Raw genomic sequence first — 17,055 nt, forward strand, 5'->3', positions numbered from 1 at the left:
TATTCAGCACCCTTCATATAAATCTGGAATTTTCTGATTTTTCGACCATCATCTTATACTCAATTTTTCTAACAAATCTCCAGTATGGAACCAGACTTCCCAGCTACTCCGTTTACCGAAGCTCTCCTTAAAGAGAATGAAGAGCTTCGGACCGAGAATGCGCTTTTACGGGAACGTTGCAGCGAACTGGAAGAAAGGGTTAATAAAAACAGTCAAAACAGTAGTAAGCCACCATCGTCAGATGGTTATCAAAAGCCCAGTAAAAAAGGGAGTGATAAAGGTGATACATCTTCCAAAGAAGCCCCCTGCTCCTCACAGGAAACACCGAACCCCAAAAGCCTTAGACCATCTTCAGGCAATAAACCAGGTGGCCAGAAAGGTCATCAAGGCTCTTGTTTGAGACGTGTCGCCTTACCCGATTATGTCAGGCATCTGAAGGTTGAAAAATGTTGCTGTTGCCAGTCTTCGCTTATCGATATTAAACCCACCAAATACATTGAGCGACAGGTTTTTGATCCAGGTAGACCCGGAGAATTTGAAGTTACCGCGTACTGGGCAGACGTTAAAGTATGTCCTTGTGGTAAACGGAACACCGCTGAGTTTCCCCAAGGAGTGAAAGCCGCTGCTCAATACGGAGAAGTGACTCAGGCAATGGCTGTTCATTTAAACCAGTATCACTTCATCCCATATCACCGGGTGTCTGAGTATTTCAATACTATTTATTGCATGAGTGTCAGCGCAGGCTCTGTTGCCAATTTTGTTGCCTATACCCATGAGAACCTGGCCTCTACTGAGCAGAGTATCCGCGATGCTTTACAAGAAAGTCCGGTTGCAGGAGCGGATGAAACTGGCATGCGGGTTGACGGTTCACTGTGGTGGTTACACATTATGCGAGATGACCAATGGACGCTTTACTACCTCTCAGGTAACTATTCAGCACCCAGCAAAGGCGTATTGTTGTAATTTCGAACCGCTTTAAGAAGCGCCTGAAATATGTTCAACCCCTGCTTTTTAGCAGATGATAAATAGCTTCGGATTCGGGTAAACATGGTACCTCCGTCTTCGCTTCTGAAGCAGCCTGAGATCTTCTGCTTAAGTTTGGCCATCCTGGCATCACGTTCACTGCCATTGTTATCGAAGGGAATTGAAAAGTCCGACATGAAGCGCAACGTTTCAACCTTAAACTCAATAAGCCTTTTGAACAGGTTGTAGGCCTTGGTATTCCTGACCTTCTTACGTCCAAGCACCTGTCGTTGTTTTTCCATATAAGCGGTTTCCTTCGTGAGAGCCCTTTGAAGGATTTGGTCGTATATCGTCTCAATGCGAAGCTGTATTGCACCAGGCATTTGAGTCAGACCGGCTGCTTTGTATTTCTTGCAGAAGTGCCAGGAGAGCGTAAGCAATTTCATCAGCCGCAGAGCCAGCTTATTCGCATCCCTATCGACAACTCCCTGAAGCTCTCTCAGATGATGGGCATTACAAAGCACATGCACTGCCGCATAGGCAAAGTAGGACTTCCAATGATCGTGAACCAGAATGCCTGCAAAAGTCAGCAGGATGCCCATTGCATCCATTGCTTCACAACCTCGCCTTTCTGAGAGGTAGTAAAGCGTCCATTGGTCATCTCGCATAATGTGTAACCACCACAGTGAACCGTCAACCCGCATGCCAGTTTCATCCGCTCCTGCAACCGGACTTTCTTGTAAAGCATCGCGGATACTCTGCTCAGTAGAGGCCAGGTTCTCATGGGTATAGGCAACAAAATTGGCAACAGAGCCTGCGCTGACACTCATGCAATAAATAGTATTGAAATACTCAGACACCCGGTGATATGGGATGAAGTGATACTGGTTTAAATGAACAGCCATTGCCTGAGTCACTTCTCCGTATTGAGCAGCGGCTTTCACTCCTTGGGGAAACTCAGCGGTGTTCCGTTTACCACAAGGACATACTTTAACGTCTGCCCAGTACGCGGTAACTTCAAATTCTCCGGGTCTACCTGGATCAAAAACCTGTCGCTCAATGTATTTGGTGGGTTTAATATCGATAAGCGAAGACTGGCAACAGCAACATTTTTCAACCTTCAGATGCCTGACATAATCGGGTAAGGCGACACGTCTCAAACAAGAGCCTTGATGACCTTTCTGGCCACCTGGTTTATTGCCTGAAGATGGTCTAAGGCTTTTGGGGTTCGGTGTTTCCTGTGAGGAGCAGGGGGCTTCTTTGGAAGATGTATCACCTTTATCACTCCCTTTTTTACTGGGCTTTTGATAACCATCTGACGATGGTGGCTTACTACTGTTTTGACTGTTTTTATTAACCCTTTCTTCCAGTTCGCTGCAACGTTCCCGTAAAAGCGCATTCTCGGTCCGAAGCTCTTCATTCTCTTTAAGGAGAGCTTCGGTAAACGGAGTAGCTGGGAAGTCTGGTTCCATACTGGAGATTTGTTAGAAAAATTGAGTATAAGATGATGGTCGAAAAATCAGAAAATTCCAGATTTATATGAAGGGTGCTGAATAGTTACAAAATAACAACACAAACCCAGAGCTACTGCCACTGCAGCAGATGCTGGAAATGGCAACCTGTCAGTCTGCCATTGCCATGAATCGAAATGAGATCGGCTATCTGGCCGAAGGTCAGGCGGCAGATTTGATTGTGGTGGATATTCATCGCCCACACACCACCCCTGTCTATAACCCGGAAGCTGCTTTGGTCTATTCCAGCCGCGCAGATGACGTCGTGCACACCATCGTTGATGGCCAGATCCTGATGGAAAATAAACAAATCGCAGGGATTAATGAGCAGGAGGTAATGACTGAACTGAGAAAGCGTGCACTGGCACTGAAAGCCCGGAGCCTTTAGGAGGCTGTCCGAGAATAGCGCCCCTAGCGAGGATGGCAGAAAAAGGATTTTTTAGACCAATGTGCTGCCACCGCACGACTGCATGGATGCAGGAGCTAGAGCTAGAGCAACGCAGGAGCAGTTGCCGGTAGGGCCGTCTATTCTTGGTCAGCCTCCTGGGTCTGAAGTGATGATTGCATCCACTGGGGAAGTGTCTGGCTATTGCATCTCCAGTGGTGACGTATAAATACGCTCATAAGAGAGAACAAGCATGTTTAGACAGAGAGTGAGTAAGCAAGAGGCAGTACACCCTGTAGAACAAATGCTCCCCCCTGGCCCTTCGACGGCACTGGCTATCCAGCATCTGCTGGCTGCATATGCCAGTCTGGTGGTGACCCCCATGGTCATTGCCGGTGCGCTGGGCTGGTCCTCCAGTGAGCTGGTCTTTATGATCAGTGCCTGTCTTGTAACCAGTGGTATCTGCACCATTATTCAATGCCTTGGTATTGGTGTTGCCAGAAACCATATTGGCATCCGTCTCCCGGTTGTCCAGGGTACCACGGTCGTCGCTATTCCTGCCTTGATCATGATCGGTTCCAGTTATGGGTTTAATGCCATGTTCGGGGCAACCATTGCTGCTGGCGCCTTTACTTTTCTGATTGCGGGATACTGGAGCCAGTTGTTGCGTTTCTTTCCACCCGTGGTGACCGGCACACTGATCACGGTGCTTGGGGTATCCCTGTTGCCCATTGCCGCCATGTGGATGGGAGGGGGAAAAGGTCCCGGTGCTCAGGATGTTGCCATGGACGATTTTGTGCTGGCAGCCTTCAGCATGATACTGGTTGCCACCATCATGATGTGGGGAAAAGGCGCGTTGCCACGTGTTGCCATTCTGATCGGTTTGATTGCCGGCTCGATTCTGGCGTTTCTGATGGGAAAAATCAGCTTTGACGGCGTCGCCAGCGCAGAATGGTTTGGTATTGTGACCCCGTTTGCCCTTGGGTTACCGGAATTCAAGCTGGCCGCCATTATCAGTATGTTACTGGCAATGCTGGTGACCATGATTGAATCCACCGGGGGATATATTGCCATTGGAGAAGTCTGCGAAAAACAGGTGGAACCTGAAAATATTGCAGCAGGCCTCAGGGCAGAAGGCCTTGGCACGATGCTTGGCGGGATTATGTGCTCCTTCCCCTACACGACCTATTCGCAAAATACCGGGGTCTTGAGGGTTTCTGGTGTGCGCAGTCGCTGGGTGGTGGCATTATGCGGTGTCTTCCTGATTTTGTTGGGGATCTTTCCCAAGCTTTCTGCCCTGGCGGCCTGTGTCCCTCTACCGGTTCTGGGAGGTGCATCCATGGTATTGTTCGGCAGCATTGCCTGTACCGGTCTGAAAATCCTCGGTCAGGTGGATATGGACAATAAAAGCAACCTTCTGATTGTTTCTATCAGTCTGGGTTTGGCCATGCTTTCCATTACTAATCCGATTTTCTTTAACTTCCTGCCTGGCAGCTTACAAATGTTGCTGAACAATCCAATCACTCTGGCGGGTGTTTCGGCCTTGCTGCTGAACTACCTCTTTAATATGTTCCGACAGTCAGCGAATCATGGTGCGCCGTTAGTGGCTGATCTCTAAATTGGGATATATTCTGGCTCAATCGCTGTCCCTTTTCCTCATGCGCTGTGTGTGGGTAAAAGGGGCATTGCAGCAACTGACATACGTCAGAGTAATGGTATTGATAACCCACTATTCTTGCCAGCCAGACCTTTAAAACCAATGTGCTGATATACCCGTCGCCTTTCAAGTTGCTACTTTGTTGGCTACGTTCGCTCACCCCGATCACTTACTGTTTGTAAGCTCACGGGGCTTTGCTTACTTGTCGCCGCGTAGCAACTTGAAATCCTTTGGGTATAGTCACTCCTACCGGCTGGGGAAAAGAAATGGCATTGACGCTGGATCAGCTGTTAATCATAAAAACAGCGGCAGAGTGTGGCTCCTTTTCAGCAGCGGCCAGAAGGCTGGGAAAGGCCCAGTCAACCGTATCGTCGACGATCTGCAATATTGAATGGGAAGCGGGGGTTGTTCTTTTTGAGCGGGGTAGTAAGTTTCTGGCTCTGACATCGGTTGGTCAGGACTTATTGAAGCACATCAACAATATCATCAGTCAGGCTAATAACCTTGAAGGCAAGTTAAATGCCTGTGCGGCAGAGATTGAAGATAACCTGTCCATTATTATTGATCCTGCAATCCCTTATACACTCGTTGCACCGACGGTTCGGGCATTCTGTGAGCAGTTTCCTTACGTAAACCTTCATAGAACTTACGCATTGACAGCTCTGATAAAAGATGGTCTCAGCCAGTCTTTACCATCAGAGAAGCTCTTAATGAAGTCCCAAATAGCATCCTTGAGCGCATCATTCTTAACGCGATAGATGCTACTGAGAGATTCAGATACTTTCTTGGCCTGAAGGCAGGCATACCCAAAGATAGAGGCAAAAATATGGTTCCTGACCTGCTGCTTTCCTCTCACCTGAAAGCGCTCAATACTGCAGAGTTGTTTCAGCGCCCGGTGATACTCTTCGATCGCCCAATGGTGCAGGTGAAGTTCATTAAAGCCTACCTGTGGTGATACCTCTGATCCAGCATGGGGTGTGTAGACGACGTAATGGCGCAGCTCGTTTTTTAGCCGCGTCCGGTACAAACGCACAGAACCAAAATTACGTAGCCAAACGGTTATTCCCTCTTCAGGAATCTCCAGGCTCTGCACTTGTTGGTAGTCACCCTTTTGGATAGAAACAGTACGGTTGCTTTTAACGGCAAACATAAAACCCAGACCGTTGTTTTTCACAGTCTTCAGGTTTGCGGCACTGCTATACCAGGAATCCCCCGTAACAAATGCAGGTCGTAAGCCCCATACAAGTACTTCTTTCAGCATCTCGAGAAAATAATCATTTTTGGACTTTCCGTCCGCAGAGTCATAGATACGGAAATTGACAGGAAGGCTATAGCCTTTGATATCGGTGTAATAGAGCGTTATGAGATTAATGCCCTTGACGGCTTTATGATGCTTGCCCGAGTAATGATAGCCGATGAATGCCGTGTAGTTACTGTACGGCTTATCCAGCACCGTATCATCAACCGATAGCGTGCCCCCATCAAGAATCAGCCTTGCGGCTACTTCCATGAAAAGGTCATTGGGAGCAAAGTCTTCACGTTGTAGAAAACGGTTAACGCTGTGGTGTGACATATCTCCGATCTCACTAAGGCGAGTACAGGTTGCTGATTTCGGCTCACACAATAGAAACCCTGTATATTTCGGCAAATCACACCCAGCTGTTGTAGGTCTTGTTATCTTTCTACGCACGACGACATCCGCTATTTTTTGCTGATCTAGCAATTTTTACAGCTGCCTGTCAATGCGAAAGTCCTACTTCACATTGAAAGCATGAACCTGAATGATGCTTTGACCAGTCTCCACAATGGGAGGGTAAAGCTGGCTCTGTTGATTACGCTTCCGAATTATCCCACCGATATTGGTTTTTGTCGGCTGGGGACATTGCAAATAGCGGAAGTTGCCCATATTCATCACCCACTGAGTCAACTGTCGTCAATCTCTTTTGCAGACGTAACTATTCAGCACCCTTCATATAAATCTGGAATTTTCTGATTTTTCGACCATCATCTTATACTCAATTTTTCTAACAAATCTCCAGTATGGAACCAGACTTCCCAGCTACTCCGTTTACCGAAGCTCTCCTTAAAGAGAATGAAGAGCTTCGGACCGAGAATGCGCTTTTACGGGAACGTTGCAGCGAACTGGAAGAAAGGGTTAATAAAAACAGTCAAAACAGTAGTAAGCCACCATCGTCAGATGGTTATCAAAAGCCCAGTAAAAAAGGGAGTGATAAAGGTGATACATCTTCCAAAGAAGCCCCCTGCTCCTCACAGGAAACACCGAACCCCAAAAGCCTTAGACCATCTTCAGGCAATAAACCAGGTGGCCAGAAAGGTCATCAAGGCTCTTGTTTGAGACGTGTCGCCTTACCCGATTATGTCAGGCATCTGAAGGTTGAAAAATGTTGCTGTTGCCAGTCTTCGCTTATCGATATTAAACCCACCAAATACATTGAGCGACAGGTTTTTGATCCAGGTAGACCCGGAGAATTTGAAGTTACCGCGTACTGGGCAGACGTTAAAGTATGTCCTTGTGGTAAACGGAACACCGCTGAGTTTCCCCAAGGAGTGAAAGCCGCTGCTCAATACGGAGAAGTGACTCAGGCAATGGCTGTTCATTTAAACCAGTATCACTTCATCCCATATCACCGGGTGTCTGAGTATTTCAATGCTATTTATTGCATGAGTGTCAGCGCAGGCTCTGTTGCCAATTTTGTTGCCTATACCCATGAGAACCTGGCCTCTACTGAGCAGAGTATCCGCGATGCTTTACAAGAAAGTCCGGTTGCAGGAGCGGATGAAACTGGCATGCGGGTTGACGGTTCACTGTGGTGGTTACACATTATGCGAGATGACCAATGGACGCTTTACTACCTCTCAGAAAGGCGAGGTTGTGAAGCAATGGATGCAATGGGCATCCTGCTGACTTTTGCAGGCATTCTGGTTCACGATCATTGGAAGTCCTACTTTGCCTATGCGGCAGTGCATGTGCTTTGTAATGCCCATCATCTGAGAGAGCTTCAGGGAGTTGTCGATAGGGATGCGAATAAGCTGGCTCTGCGGCTGATGAAATTGCTTACGCTCTCCTGGCACTTCTGCAAGAAATACAAAGCAGCCGGTCTGACTCAAATGCCTGGTGCAATACAGCTTCGCATTGAGACGATATACGACCAAATCCTTCAAAGGGCTCTCACGAAGGAAACCGCTTATATGGAAAAACAACGACAGGTGCTTGGACGTAAGAAGGTCAGGAATACCAAGGCCTACAACCTGTTCAAAAGGCTTATTGAGTTTAAGGTTGAAACGTTGCGCTTCATGTCGGACTTTTCAATTCCCTTCGATAACAATGGCAGTGAACGTGATGCCAGGATGGCCAAACTTAAGCAGAAGATCTCAGGCTGCTTCAGAAGCGAAGACGGAGGTACCATGTTTACCCGAATCCGAAGCTATTTATCATCTGCTAAAAAGCAGGGGTTGAACATATTTCAGGCGCTTCTTAAAGCGGTTCGAAATTACAACAATACGCCTTTGCTGGGTGCTGAATAGTTACGAACTATTAATATTTACCTCAAGATCTTTTTGTTGTGCAGGTATTTTCCAGTCAGCCGGAAGTGGACAACGATCAGCATGTGGAGACAACATTGTTACAAACCTCGTTTTTGACAGTTTCGAAGCATCAGAATTTAATATTTCAACATTATTAATAATTAAAATAATCAATTAAGACATTTGGTTATTCGAATAGTTCATTTACCAAAACTCTCTGAGCCTGAACCGCTCAGGCTCTATTCTTCGTGAGGCCAACTACACTGCACTTCATTGTTATACCTATTGGCTTTTCACGTTATCAGTCATAAAATGCATCACCATTTATCCCCCTTCTAGAAAACCGTATTTCCCCTATGGTCGAGGAACTCCCCATTGCTATTTTCTGAGCTGGCTCTCCATGAACGGGTGCAAAAGGCACTCTCTGAACTCGGGTTTGAACAGGCCACCCCAGTTCAGGAACAAACCCTGCCCCTGGCCATGACCGGCAAGGACCTGATGGTCAGCGCAGAAACCGGCAGTGGTAAAACTGCAGCGTTTCTGCTGCCCATGCTCAACCATATGCACACAACCCCTTCGCCCAAAACCAGTACCCGTGGGCTGGTGCTTGTTCCTACCCGGGAGCTGGGCCTTCAGGTATTGAAAGAGTGTGAAGCGCTGGCTCGTTACACGTTCATCAAAGCCGGGTTGATTGTTGGGGGTGAAGACTACCGTCATCAGGTGAACACGCTGCGGAAAAACCCGGAAATCATTATTGCCACACCCGGACGCCTGATAGAGCATATGAAAAATGGCAATCATGATTTCAGCGACCTGGAATATCTGATTCTGGATGAAGCCGACCGTATGCTGGATATGGGCTTTGGCCCCGATGTACTCACAATCGTTGAAGAGTGCAATACAGAGCGCCGGACCTTTTTGTTTTCAGCAACCCTGGAATCAAAAGGCCTTGGTGACATGGCGTCTCAGGTTCTGAACGACCCAACCCGTCTGAAACTCAACTCAGCCCGGGAAAAGCATGCCAATATCCAGCAGCAGATGATTCTCGCCGATGACACGGCGCACAAAGAGAAACTGTTGATCTGGCTGCTTAAGAATGAAACTTATGAAAAAGCCCTGATTTTCACCAACACCAAAGCGAGAGCCGATGAGTTTATTGGCAAAATCCGGGTAAAAGGCTTAAAAGCAGGGACTCTCCACGGTGATATGGATCAGCGTGAACGCAAGCATGTCATGAACCTGCTGAAAGAGGGAAAAATCAATATCCTGATTGCCACAGATGTCGCCTCTCGCGGCCTGGATATCAAAGGTATCGAGCTGGTCATTAACCTAGAGATGGCCCGTAACGGTGATGACTATGTACACCGAATTGGCCGAACAGGTCGTGCAGGAGAGCAGGGTCTGGCCATTTCCCTGATTGGCCCTGATGAGTGGAACCGGATGTCCAGCATTGAACGCTATCTCCGGCTGCGCTTTGAAAAGCGTGCCATCAAAGAGCTGATGGGTAGCTATAAAGGCCCCAAAAAGCTGAAGAGCTCTGGCAAGGCCGCTGGCAAGAAAAAGCCTGCCGGTAAGAAAGGTGCTGGCAAAAAAGACCCGGCGGATAAACAACGCCAGCGTGTGAAGAAGAATGTGGGCAAACGCCGTACACCGGCGGCCGATCCTAAACCCGCTGCATCAACAACCACGACCTCAACTGATTCCGGTTTTGAACCACCCAAGCGCAGGAAGTAATACACACATGAGCAACAATACCCCTTTTTCCGCTCTTGGGCTGGATGAGTCATTGACTCAAGCGGTAAATGAAGCTGGCTACCAGACCCCTACGCCGATTCAGGCCAAAGCAATTCCCATGGCGCTGACCGGCCGTGACCTGATGGCATCGGCCCAGACCGGTACCGGTAAAACCGCCAGTTTTACCTTGCCAATCCTCCACCGGCTGGCCCATATGAGAGCCAGCAAAGCCATCCGCGCACTGGTGCTGGTCCCTACCCGTGAACTGGCAATTCAGGTTTACAACAGCTTTCAGACCTATGGTACCCATACGGTCATTAAGACAGCTGCCGTTTATGGCGGTGTCGACATTGAAGAGCAGTTGCAGGTTCTGAATGAGGGCGTTGATGTTCTGGTAGCGACCCCTGGTCGCTTGGTGGACATGATCAACCGCAAGCATGTTCATCTGGACAGTTTGAGAATCCTGGTACTGGATGAAGCCGATCGCATGCTGGATCTGGGTTTCCGTGACGATATTGAACGCATTCTGCAAAACGCGCCGGTAAAACGTCAGAACCTGCTGTTCTCCGCCACCTTTTCCAAGGACATCAAACAGCTGGCCCATGAATTCATGCGTCACCCGGTAAAAATTGAACTGGAGAACCCAAACTCGGCGGCAAAAACAGTGACCCAGTCTTTCTACCCGGTAGACCAGCAGGACAAACCGGAGATTCTCAGCTATCTCATCCACGGTGGCCGCTGGAAGAAAGTGCTGGTGTTTGTCCGCACCAAAAAAGCCGCCAACAAGGTTGCCGAGCTGCTGGAAGAAGATGGCATCAACGCTCAGGCCATTCACAGCGATAAAAGTCAGTATCTGCGTATTCGCACACTGGAAGACTTTAAAGATAACTATTTTGACGTTCTGGTAGCGACCGATGTTGCCGCCAGAGGGCTGGACATCGAACAGCTGCCACTGGTCATCAATTATGATCTTCCTAAAGTTCCGCAAGATTACGTTCACCGCATTGGCCGAACCGGTCGTGCCGGACAGAAAGGCAGAGCTATCTCTCTGGTTAACCCTGAAGAGAAAAAGTTATTGTCCGCCATCCAGCAACTGATCAAAAAACCACTGGACATTGAGCCTCTGCCCTACTTTGAGGATGGCGAGGTTCGTCCAGCTGAAGTCAATGAACCTGTTAGTAAAAGCCGAAATAAACGGACAAAACCTGACCTGAAAGCTGGAAAGCCTGCTATAAAACATCATTCAGGCAATAAATCGGGGAATGGAAGAGCCAGAAAACCTTCAGGTACTATGCCTAAAGGAAAGAAAAGGCCTTCTGTCTCCTCCGGGAAAAAACGAAAGTCCTGATTAGAACCGCTGACTGATGTCAGCCAGATGAAAAAGCAATAAGCTGGAAATACCCTGCCTCTGCTGGCCGGGTATTTCCACAGTAGAAAGCGGGTGAAAAAGGTCGCATACGATGGAAGATGTTATTGAAGAACTGCGGGAACGCGCGCTTGATGTCTCAGTCCCACTGGAATTACCGGATGAAGACCAGCTGGTTGAAGTGGAAGAACAGATCCTGATCTCCCTTCCCTATGAACTCAGGGAGTTTCTGCTTCAGGTCAGTGATGTCATTTATGGCTCCATTGAGCCAGTCACGGTAACAGATCCACAGTCGCACACCTATCTGCCTGAAGTCGCGGCCAATGCCTGGGCTGAGGGGCTGCCAAGAGAACTGATTCCCATCTGTGAATGCGATGGTGAATACTATGGCATTTCTGAAGAGGGGGAAGTGGTTCGCTGGGCCGACGGAGAAGTCACCGACGACAGCTGGCCATCCATCTGGTTATGGGTCCGGGATATCTGGCTGGAGAGTTAATGTCTAAACGAATTCTGATCATTATGGCCATGGAAGCGGAGGCCGGGCCAGTCATTGAAAAACTCGGCCTGAAAGAAACTCCCGCCAATCCTCAGTTGAGAAGCCACTTCCCCCGCTTTCAAGGTGAGTTTGAAGGTAAGGACATCGTTATCTCTCTGAACGGCAAATCCGTTGAGCATGGTGTCGACAGGATAGGCACAGAGTTTGCTGCTCTGAATACTCAATCCGCTATTCTTGAGTTTGCTCCGGACCTGATTATTAACGCGGGAACCTGTGGTGCTTTTTCAGCCGATGCTGACATCGCTGATATCATCACTTCCGACCAGCCCGTGGTGTATCATGACCACCGGGTGCCACTGGAGGGCTTTGACCGATTTGCCATGGGCTCTTATCCAACCGCTTACCGCCCCAAATACTTCCAAAGTATTGAGCATAAACTTGGCGTGGTAACGACTGGCAACTCCCTCGATATGCCCGATGTAGACAAGCAGTGGATTATTCAAAACCGGGGTATGGCCAAAGAGATGGAGTGTGCCGCCGTTGCTTCAACTGCCCACCTTTACGGCATCGATTTCCTGCCCATTAAATCCGTAACCGATCATATTGATATCGAACTGGATAATGTTGAGCAGTTCCTTAACAACCTGAGCAAGGCCAGTAATAAGCTGAGCGAAACATTGATAAAGGTATTAGTCAATATCGATTAGTACAAGGGAGAACTGATTTGATGCAGTAGCATCTGCATCCAATCTTCCCCATAAAATGAAACTTAACTGAATACTCTCTTCACTTTGTGTGAAAACATTGGGTAGAAAAAATTTCTTTCAACCACTCAGCAGCAGGTCCAAGCCGAGCTCTTACGTTCCATAGCAAATCAACGCCAACTTCCCATTTTGTATATGGGTAAGACTCCAATGGCAATTCTACCATCTGCCCTCTGGCAACATAGTCATTCACAATCGGCCTGGGCAGGATGGACCAGCCGAACCCCGCCAATGTCATTTGGATCAACGTAGTGTAGTTATCAATATAAATGCGCTGGGAAGAGCGAAGGTATTCTGAGGTAATCAGATTATCGCCGTGGGGACTGAACACCAGCTGACGATAATTACTTAAGTCTGCAAGTAACTATTCAGCACCCAGCAAAGGCGTATTGTTGTAATTTCGAACCGCTTTAAGAAGCGCCTGAAATATGTTCAACCCCTGCTTTTTAGCAGATGATAAATAGCTTCGGATTCGGGTAAACATGGTACCTCCGTCTTCGCTTCTGAAGCAGCCTGAGATCTTCTGCTTAAGTTTGGCCATCCTGGCATCACGTTCACTGCCATTGTTATCGAAGGGAATTGAAAAGTCCGACATGAAGCGCAACGTTTCAACCTTAAACTCAATAAGCCTTTTGAACAGGTTGTAGGCCTTGGTATTCCTGACCTTCTTACGTCCAAGCACCTGTCGTTGTTTTTCCATATAAGCGGTTTCCTTCGTGAGAGCCCTTTGAAGGATTTGGTCGTATATCGTCTCAATGCGAAGCTGTATTGCACCAGGCATTTGAGTCAGACCGGCTGCTTTGTATTTCTTGCAGAAGTGCCAGGAGAGCGTAAGCAATTTCATCAGCCGCAGAGCCAGCTTATTCGCATCCCTATCGACAACTCCCTGAAGCTCTCTCAGATGATGGGCATTACAAAGCACATGCACTGCCGCATAGGCAAAGTAGGACTTCCAATGATCGTGAACCAGAATGCCTGCAAAAGTCAGCAGGATGCCCATTGCATCCATTGCTTCACAACCTCGCCTTTCTGAGAGGGTTGTTATTCAGCTTTATTGGAAAGTCGGAAGGGATTATTGACGATATTTATTGTGAAGATTTGATAGAACCTATCGACTGGGCCGATAGGTTCACAGGCATGAGTTATTACGCGGTTGCCAGTCGAACCACAGGCCTGTCATCGATTGGCAAGTGAATCAGTGCTGCCAGAAAGGCAAGTGCCACTGTAGACCACCAGATTGGTTCATAGGAGCCGGTAAAGTCATAGATTCTTCCACCAGCCCAGGCGCCCAGAAAGCTGCCTACCTGATGGGTAAAGAACACCAGACCGTACAATGTCGACATATAGCGGGAACCAAAGATCTGTCGAACCAGCCCGGAGGTCAGCGGCACCGTGCCCAACCAGCAGAAACCAATCGCTGCGCCAAATATAGCGGCGGTATCCACCGTTACCGGCAGAACAACAAAGGCGCCAATCACCAGCGTACGCATCAGATAGAGTCCTGACATCACATGTCGTTTACTGAAGCGATCACCCATCACACCCCAGAAGTAAGAGCCGAAAATATTGAAGATGCCAACATAAGCCAGCGCCATGGCGGCACTGGAAGCCGGCAGGTGTTTGTCGGCCAGGTAGCTGGGCAGATGTGTCGCAATAAACATCACATGGAAACCACAGACAAAGAAGCCGGCATGTATCAGCCAGTAGCCTCTGTGGGCAAGCGCTTCTTTCAGTGCCTGCTTCAAAGTTTGCTCAGGCTGATCTGATTGGGTGGCGGCCTGCTGCCCTCTGGCCGTATTCATAAACAGGGCAAAAGCCGCCATGATTGAGCAGAGTGCTGCAAACACCGCCAGCGCCTGCTGCCAGCCAAATTCACTCAGCAGGTACTGGGCACCCGGTATCATGGCAAACATACCGAACGAACCCGCTGCCGTCGTCAAACCAAATGCCTTGGCCGAGTGCTCTGCCGGAACCACCTTGGCAACGGCACCCAGCACAATCACATAACTGGTGGCACTCAGCCCAAGACCAACCAGTGTCCCCAGGGAGAGGTAAAGAATGCCCGTAGCTGTTGCAATAGACGTCAGATAAAGTCCAAGCGCGTAGGCAATCGCACCCAGGAAAACCACTCTTTTAGCACCAAAGCGATCCGCCGCCATACCAACAAAGGGCTGAAACACGCCGAACATCAGGTTTTGCAATGCAATGGCAAAACTGAAAAATTCCCGCCCGGTGCCAAAATACTCTGAAACCGGCAGCATGAAAATACCAAACGACTGACGTATGCCAAGGCAGATAATCAGAATCCCTATACCCAGCCATACCAGTAGGGGAAACCGGAAAATACTCATAAAGGTCTCAATATTCAGTAGTAAGGGAATCCAGCAATGCGTAAGAATCCCTGACAGTCAGTTTAAGGGTTGGATGAGGTATCTGAGTGCTGATGACAGCCAGAAGAAGCAGCCTGACCTGCCAGCAGATCAATCAGACCGGGCGTGTTATGAACCACAAGCAGGGTTACGGCCAGCAGCAATGTCATACGACAGAGCTGAGCCCGGATGGATTGAGAGAACATGTTGGAATGGCCGGCAGCGATTAAAAAAGATCGCGCAGTCTATCGCTACCGGTATGGGTAAACCATTGCGAATTGGCTCACCCGGAGATGTAGCATATACCTATCTGGATTGACCATTGGAGGTCAATTCATCTTAAACCCTTTTTTCTTCAGGAACTCCCTCATATGAGGCCGGGATTTTTCCTCCAATAAAGACGATATATCCTGAGACCAGACCCGATCCAACTTACCTCCAGTTCGCTGCTGGTAATAGGCTCTCATGGTGTCATCGTACTGAGCCAATAGTGCCTTATTCACTGGCTGGTAATGCTCTTCCATCAGCACAGCATCCAGCGGCAATCTGGGCTTACGCTCCGGATCCTGATCAGGGTAGCCCAGACAGAGCCCAAAAACGGGATAGACATTTTCCGGCAGCGCCAGCAGATCACTGACCTGTTGTGGGTCATTGCGCAGGCCACCAATGTAGCAGATGCCCAGCCCTTCTGACTCAGCAGCAACCACCACATTCTGAGCAAACAGAGCAACATCAACCGTGGCAATAATAAAATGCTCGGTCATCCCATCCGCCATGGTTTTTCCTGACTGTTCACAGCACCAGTCAGCACGCTTCAGGTCGGCACAAAACACCAGAAACTCGGCGGCTTCCTCAACATAGGCCTGTCCACCCGCCAGTTCTGCCATTGCTCTGCGGGTTTCAGGGTTGCGAACCCGAATAACGCTCACCCCTTGCAGGTTACTGGATGTGGCAGCGCTCTGCCCTGCGGTAATTAAGTCTCTTAACAAACTCTCTTCAACCGGCTGCTCAGTAAATTTGCGAATGGAGCGGTGTGATCGGAGCAGTTCAAGTACGGGTTGAGTCATGGTGTTATTCTTTATCCGGTCATTATTATTCTGCACTATCATAGCAGTGGCTGGATTTTTCAAGGCTTTAAGCCTCTGCTAGACTTCCCAGCCTGGCTCTGGATTTACGCTCCGGATCGCTGATTAAAGGACAATAAAGACAATGACTCACGCTCCAAAAGACGCTCAAACAGACGCCCCCATTGTGGTCTGTGCCCTCTATAAATTCGTTACCCTGAAGAATTTCACCAGCCTGCGGGAACCGCTGCTCAGAACCATGGAAGCAAACCATGTCAGAGGAACGCTGCTGCTGGCTCAGGAAGGCATTAACGGCACCGTAGCCAGTACACGGGAAGGCATTGATGCACTGCTGGCCTGGCTTAATCAGGATACCCGCCTGAACCCCATTGAATTCAAAGAATCCCTGAGCGCATCCATGCCTTTCAAAAGAACCAAGGTCAAACTCAAGAATGAGATTGTCACCATGGGAGTAGAAGGCATCGACCCTAAGCAAGTCGTGGGGACCTATGTCGACCCCAAAGACTGGAATAACCTGATCAGTGATCCGGATGTCATTGTTGTGGATACCCGGAACGATTACGAAATACAGGTCGGGACCTTCAAGCACGCCATCAACCCAAAAACAGACTCTTTCCGGCAGTTTCCGGAATACGTTGACACCAACATGAATCCCGGGACTCATAAAAAAGTGGCCATGTTCTGCACTGGCGGCATACGCTGCGAGAAGTCCACTGCCCTGCTCAAGGAAAAAGGCTTTGAAGAGGTTTACCACCTGAAAGGCGGCATCCTGAAATACCTGGAAGAAGTACCGAAGGCGGAGTCACTCTGGGAAGGCGAATGCTTTGTCTTTGATGACCGGGTAACGGTTAACCATGACCTTGAGCCGGGCTCCTACGACCAGTGCAACGCCTGTCGCTTACCCATTACTGAAGCAGACAAACAAAGTGAAAAGTTTCAGCAGGGTGTCAGCTGCCCACACTGTTTTGACAAGCTGACCGAAAAGCAGAAAGCGCGGTTTATGGAGCGTGAAAAGCAGATGCAGCTGGCCAGATCTCGAGGTGAAGCCCATATGGGGGCAGAGGTTGCCGAAACCGTTGTTCACCGTCGTCAGGTAAAGGAAGACGAACGACGGCAACAACAGCTGAGAACCCAGGCAGGCAAAACTGACTAGCTAAGCTATGGTTTAAGGACAGCCAC

The 17,055-nt window shown here is 48.8% G+C and carries 18 protein-coding genes; 11 read left to right on the forward strand and 7 right to left on the reverse strand.

The window, feature by feature from the left end:
- The first annotated feature begins 84 nt into the window (after nucleotides 1-84).
- A complete protein-coding gene (locus tag ACOCLE_RS12810) occupies nucleotides 85-963 on the forward strand; it encodes an IS66 family transposase (protein WP_419537002.1) in 879 nt (292 codons plus the stop codon).
- Here ACOCLE_RS12810 and tnpC (ACOCLE_RS12815) read toward each other — a convergent pair.
- A complete protein-coding gene (gene tnpC, locus ACOCLE_RS12815; protein ID WP_419532963.1) occupies nucleotides 930-2,435 on the reverse strand; it encodes an IS66 family transposase in 1,506 nt (501 codons plus the stop codon). The genes ACOCLE_RS12810 and tnpC (ACOCLE_RS12815) overlap by 34 nt on opposite strands.
- 139 nt (nucleotides 2,436-2,574) lie before the next feature.
- Between tnpC (ACOCLE_RS12815) and ACOCLE_RS12820 the strand changes: the two genes are divergently transcribed.
- The 4 genes from ACOCLE_RS12820 to ACOCLE_RS12835 all read left to right on the forward strand — a co-directional run bounded on the left by ACOCLE_RS12820 (nucleotide 2,575) and on the right by ACOCLE_RS12835 (nucleotide 5,274).
- A complete protein-coding gene (locus ACOCLE_RS12820; RefSeq protein WP_419537003.1) occupies nucleotides 2,575-2,862 on the forward strand; it encodes an amidohydrolase family protein in 288 nt (95 codons plus the stop codon).
- Between the two features lie 61 nt (nucleotides 2,863-2,923).
- On the forward strand, nucleotides 2,924-3,088 hold the full coding sequence (locus ACOCLE_RS12825) for a hypothetical protein (RefSeq protein ID WP_419537004.1): 165 nt from the start codon (nucleotides 2,924-2,926) through the stop codon (nucleotides 3,086-3,088).
- 24 nt (nucleotides 3,089-3,112) lie between these two features.
- Complete coding sequence (locus ACOCLE_RS12830; RefSeq protein WP_419537005.1) at nucleotides 3,113-4,477, forward strand: nucleobase:cation symporter-2 family protein; 1,365 nt, start codon at nucleotides 3,113-3,115, stop codon at nucleotides 4,475-4,477.
- Nucleotides 4,478-4,782: 305 nt separating this feature from the next.
- The gene (locus ACOCLE_RS12835) at nucleotides 4,783-5,274 is read left to right on the forward strand and encodes a LysR family transcriptional regulator (protein ID WP_419537006.1); all 492 of its coding nucleotides are present in this window, start codon (nucleotides 4,783-4,785) and stop codon (nucleotides 5,272-5,274) included.
- On the opposite strand, the gene ACOCLE_RS12840 is transcribed toward ACOCLE_RS12835, so the two are convergent.
- Entirely contained in the window at nucleotides 5,163-6,206 is a 1,044-nt protein-coding gene (locus tag ACOCLE_RS12840; RefSeq protein WP_419533005.1) for a transposase, read from the reverse strand. The two genes, ACOCLE_RS12835 and ACOCLE_RS12840, sit on opposite strands and share 112 nt — an antisense overlap.
- Nucleotides 6,207-6,556: 350 nt before the next feature.
- Between ACOCLE_RS12840 and tnpC (ACOCLE_RS12845) the strand changes: the two genes are divergently transcribed.
- From tnpC (ACOCLE_RS12845) to ACOCLE_RS12865, 5 genes are all read left to right on the forward strand, one after another.
- Complete coding sequence (gene tnpC / locus ACOCLE_RS12845; protein WP_419533942.1) at nucleotides 6,557-8,062, forward strand: IS66 family transposase; 1,506 nt, start codon at nucleotides 6,557-6,559, stop codon at nucleotides 8,060-8,062.
- Between the two features lie 375 nt (nucleotides 8,063-8,437).
- Complete coding sequence (locus tag ACOCLE_RS12850) at nucleotides 8,438-9,796, forward strand: DEAD/DEAH box helicase (RefSeq protein ID WP_419537007.1); 1,359 nt, start codon at nucleotides 8,438-8,440, stop codon at nucleotides 9,794-9,796.
- A 7-nt stretch (nucleotides 9,797-9,803) separates the two neighbouring features.
- The gene (locus tag ACOCLE_RS12855) at nucleotides 9,804-11,144 is read left to right on the forward strand and encodes a DEAD/DEAH box helicase (RefSeq protein WP_419537008.1); all 1,341 of its coding nucleotides are present in this window, start codon (nucleotides 9,804-9,806) and stop codon (nucleotides 11,142-11,144) included.
- Between the two features lie 112 nt (nucleotides 11,145-11,256).
- Nucleotides 11,257-11,658: an SMI1/KNR4 family protein gene (locus ACOCLE_RS12860; protein ID WP_419537009.1), complete on the forward strand. Its 402-nt coding sequence runs from the start codon at nucleotides 11,257-11,259 to the stop codon at nucleotides 11,656-11,658.
- Nucleotides 11,658-12,365, forward strand: coding sequence for a hypothetical protein (locus tag ACOCLE_RS12865; protein ID WP_419537010.1), 708 nt, complete (start codon nucleotides 11,658-11,660; stop codon nucleotides 12,363-12,365). The genes ACOCLE_RS12860 and ACOCLE_RS12865 overlap by 1 nt, the downstream gene beginning before the upstream one ends.
- Nucleotides 12,366-12,444: 79 nt before the next feature.
- Here ACOCLE_RS12865 and ACOCLE_RS12870 read toward each other — a convergent pair whose 3' ends face one another.
- The 5 genes from ACOCLE_RS12870 to nfsA all read right to left on the reverse strand — a co-directional run bounded on the left by ACOCLE_RS12870 (nucleotide 12,445) and on the right by nfsA (nucleotide 15,858).
- Nucleotides 12,445-12,753 (reverse strand): LysR substrate-binding domain-containing protein, encoded by a 309-nt coding sequence (locus tag ACOCLE_RS12870; RefSeq protein WP_419537011.1) that lies wholly within the window; start codon nucleotides 12,751-12,753, stop codon nucleotides 12,445-12,447.
- Nucleotides 12,754-12,786: 33 nt separating this feature from the next.
- Nucleotides 12,787-13,431 (reverse strand): IS66 family transposase, encoded by a 645-nt coding sequence (locus tag ACOCLE_RS12875; protein WP_419537012.1) that lies wholly within the window; start codon nucleotides 13,429-13,431, stop codon nucleotides 12,787-12,789.
- Between the two features lie 136 nt (nucleotides 13,432-13,567).
- A complete protein-coding gene (locus ACOCLE_RS12880) occupies nucleotides 13,568-14,773 on the reverse strand; it encodes an MFS transporter (protein ID WP_419537013.1) in 1,206 nt (401 codons plus the stop codon).
- Between the two features lie 62 nt (nucleotides 14,774-14,835).
- Entirely contained in the window at nucleotides 14,836-14,961 is a 126-nt protein-coding gene (locus ACOCLE_RS12885; protein ID WP_419537014.1) for a hypothetical protein, read from the reverse strand.
- Nucleotides 14,962-15,120: 159 nt separating this feature from the next.
- Nucleotides 15,121-15,858: an oxygen-insensitive NADPH nitroreductase gene (gene nfsA / locus ACOCLE_RS12890; protein WP_419537015.1), complete on the reverse strand. Its 738-nt coding sequence runs from the start codon at nucleotides 15,856-15,858 to the stop codon at nucleotides 15,121-15,123.
- 142 nt (nucleotides 15,859-16,000) lie between these two features.
- On the opposite strand from nfsA, the gene ACOCLE_RS12895 reads away from it, so the two are divergent.
- On the forward strand, nucleotides 16,001-17,029 hold the full coding sequence (locus ACOCLE_RS12895; protein WP_419537016.1) for a rhodanese-related sulfurtransferase: 1,029 nt from the start codon (nucleotides 16,001-16,003) through the stop codon (nucleotides 17,027-17,029).
- Nucleotides 17,030-17,055 lie beyond the last annotated feature (26 nt).

Origin of the sequence: Endozoicomonas sp., assembly GCF_965196975.1 — a bacterium.
Lineage (GTDB): Bacteria > Pseudomonadota > Gammaproteobacteria > Pseudomonadales > Endozoicomonadaceae > Endozoicomonas.